Consider the following 1434-nt stretch of genomic DNA (forward strand, 5'->3'; position numbering starts at 1 on the left):
TCACCTATGGAAATTCTGCTGGCTGAACAGACCACGTTTGCCATGATAATTCTTCGGGCGAGGACGAGCTGTTGTGGTTTTCGAGCGTAGAATCGACAACCGGCAAACCGATGACTGCCGTGACAGCCATCAGGCGGGAGACTTCTTGTGAGTGATAGTAGTCACTCACGCTGCCACCAGCCGGCCAATGAGCGCCGCCCCGGCGGCGCTCAGGCACTCACCCCTGGTGGATCATACACCTCCTCACGGTCCAACATGTGATACATTGAAACCAGCAACTTCCGAGCGGTTGCCACGATTGCTTTTTGCGATCCCTTCTTTCCCGCTAACCGATCATAGAATCGACTCAGGTACTCGTCGTCACAGGTATGAACCGCTGTCTGCGCACACTGAACGAGGATCCACCGTACCCGCCCTGATCCTCGCTTCGAGATACTGCCCTCGAACCGCGAGTCGCCAGACTCGCGGATCACTGGATTCAACCCGACGTAACTTACTACCTCCTTGGCGCCGTCGAACCGGTCAATCCCGCCGAGTTCGGCGTAGATCAGCAACGCTGAGTAGTAACTCACGCCGGGAATCGTCATGAGCAGCTGGGTCTCTGCCAGAGACCCAGCGCGCTCTTCGATGGCAGCATCCAGACGTTTGATCTCGGCGGTGAGCGTCTCGATCAGCTCCAAGTACGACGCCAATAACTCGTCCCACGGTACCGGGAGCGAGAGTTCCGCTAGGAACTCTCGTCCCGTCACACTCAGCGGCTTCACGTTTCGCGTGATACCGTGATCGGACAGCAATCCGTGAATCTTGTTCGCGTACTCGGTGCGATTCTCGACCAACTTTTGTCGCCCGCGCACGAGTGCGCGGGCTTCCCTGATCTCGTCGGTCGGAACGTAACTCTCCGGCACCGAGTTCAACCGAACCATCCGTGCCAACTCTTTGGCGTCTACGCGATCAGTTTTCTTGTCGGTGTCAGCGATGACGTTCAATTTCTGCGGATGGGCAACAGTCACATCCAAATGCTCCGACAGCGTATCGTGGATGTGGTAGTAATTGCTGGTCGCCTCGATTGCGGCGTCAGCTCCAGCGTACCGCTGAGCGAGGTCGTCGAGGTTCGCGTTCTCGACGCGAACCTCTTCGACGAGCTCCCCAGCGTCGTCCATTACTGCCACCTGTGCGTATCGTTTGTGGATGTCAATTCCGAGGTACATTGTTCATCCCTCCGGGACGTCAGTGCGTGAACCAGAGACTCACCTATGCGGGCTTTCCCGACTGCCGCGCCGCGCGGCAGTCGGGCTGTCACGCCCAGAACTCGGCTTCTTTCGCACTTGGACCAGTCAGTACAACGTGCTCTGTGGCACGGAGCGATCGTCGGTCTCTTGCGTCCCATGCTTGATTCACGCTCTCATGGGTTAGCAGAATTTCCATCGAGTCAGT

The 1434-nt window shown here is 57.5% G+C and carries 1 protein-coding gene; it reads right to left on the reverse strand.

Annotation, left to right across the window (positions count from 1 at the left end):
* Window positions 1-209: 209 nt before the first annotated feature.
* Window positions 210-1208 carry an IS110 family RNA-guided transposase gene (locus tag AB7C87_RS24145; RefSeq protein WP_369732098.1) on the reverse strand — a complete coding sequence of 333 codons (999 nt, stop codon included), beginning with the start codon at window positions 1206-1208 and terminating at the stop codon, window positions 210-212.
* Window positions 1209-1434 lie beyond the last annotated feature (226 nt).

Source organism: Natrarchaeobius versutus, from assembly GCF_041205745.1.
GTDB classification, from domain to species: domain Archaea; phylum Halobacteriota; class Halobacteria; order Halobacteriales; family Natrialbaceae; genus Natrarchaeobius; species Natrarchaeobius versutus.

What these genes read in the sequence shown, in the direction of transcription:
- AB7C87_RS24145 (WP_369732098.1), bottom strand. Translation starts at nt 1,208, where the DNA reads ATGTACCTCGGAATTGACATCCACAAACGATACGCACAGGTGGCAGTA.